Annotated in this window: 1 protein-coding gene and 1 pseudogene; one reads left to right on the top strand and one right to left on the bottom strand. The window is 42.9% G+C overall.

Annotation, left to right across the window (positions count from 1 at the left end; all coding sequences use genetic code 11):
• Nucleotides 1-132 precede the first annotated feature (132 nt).
• Nucleotides 133-957, top strand: a complete 825-nt coding sequence (locus F6K49_RS49035) for an SDR family oxidoreductase (RefSeq protein WP_293109992.1) — start codon at nucleotides 133-135, stop codon at nucleotides 955-957.
• Between the two features lie 29 nt (nucleotides 958-986).
• Here F6K49_RS49035 and F6K49_RS49030 read toward each other — a convergent pair.
• Nucleotides 987-1,416 (bottom strand): annotated as a pseudogene (locus tag F6K49_RS49030) (phospholipid carrier-dependent glycosyltransferase); the annotation flags it as partial.

Genomic DNA, 1,416 nt, shown 5'->3' with positions numbered 1-1,416 from the left:
TCTCCCCATCTCCCCACACTCCCCGATTCCCGATTCCCGATTCCCGATTCCCGATTCCCGATTCCCGATTCCCGATTCCCAACTACTATATACTTGTTTCCAATTCCAGTTAAGACTTGAGGAGCAGGGGTGATGACTTCAACAGAGAGAGTACTGGTCGCGGGTGCTACAGGTGGGGTTGGACAGCTAACAGTGGCTAAGTTACTAGAAAAAGGTTTTCAGGTTAGTGTTCTGACTCGCAGTGCTGAAAAAGCTCAGCAAATGTTTGATAACCAAGTAGAGATTATTGTTGGTGACATGCGCTATCCTTCTAGCCTCCCCCCTGCCATCCAAAATGTCACTCATATCATCTGCTGTACTGGAACTACTGCTTTCCCTTCTAAAAAGTGGGATTTCGACACAATAGATCAAGCGAAAGGATTCCGAAGTGTGATCGAGTGGCTCAAGATCTATCTCAAGCCCAGCTACACTCGTACTAAAGCCAAAAATAGTCCTGAACAAGTTGATAGTATAGGAGTTAGCAACCTGGTAGCAGCAGCTCCTAAAGACCTCAAGCGGTTTATCTTTGTATCCTCTTGTGGTGTGCTACGGAAAGAGAAACCACCCTATAGTATTCTTAATTCCTTTGGTGTACTCGATGCCAAAAAAAAGGCAGAAGAAATCATCATCAATTCAGGATTACCTTATACTATTATTCGTGCAGGACGACTGATAGACGGTCCATTTACATCCTATGATTTAAACACTCTGTTGAAAGCGACAACAGGAGGAAAATTAGGGTTAGTATTAGGTACAGGGGATACTTTATCAGGTCAAACTAGCCGAATTGATGTGGCATCAGCTTGTGTAGAATCCATTGCTAACCCTGCTACGGTCGGAAAAGTTTTTGAGCTGATAAACCAGGGAGCAAGACCATCAGTGATTGATTGGGTAGGGCTATTTTCTACTCTCGATTGACACTCCCCATCTCCCCATCTCCCTACTCCCTACTCCCCACTCCCCACTCCCATTGATTTAGCTAAAGTAAACCCTTCAGCAGAGCCTAAAGATACTTGATTAGGTAATTGCAAAGCGTCTAAGGTAGAGTTGTCCAAGAGTAGGTAAGATTGAGTTGACCACAACTGTTTTAAAGTATTTTCATCTTGGGGAATCACTTTGCGATCGCTATAAAAATCTAAACTAGGACGCTGATAGGAAAAAGACGTATAGATAATATCCCCTGGAGCGGTATGTTCCTGAATCAAAGCTGCTACTGGCTTAACTGGAAATGCTTCATTTAACTCCCACAGCCAAGATTTAGAACTCATTAATAATACTAAAGTTATGTACATCCCTATCAATAAAATTGGGATAAAATTGCGGTTATGCTGTTTAATTTTCCAAGCCGCTAGGGTCATGGTTAGGCTTACTACCATA

The sequence above is a fragment of the Moorena sp. SIO3I6 genome (assembly GCF_010672095.1).
This window is presented reverse-complemented; position numbering and strand designations above follow the sequence as displayed.

Bases quoted from the DNA above. Each gene is read 5' to 3' on its own strand.
- F6K49_RS49035 (WP_293109992.1), top strand. From the start codon at position 133: ATGACTTCAACAGAGAGAGTACTGGTCGCGGGTGCTACAGGTGGGGTT.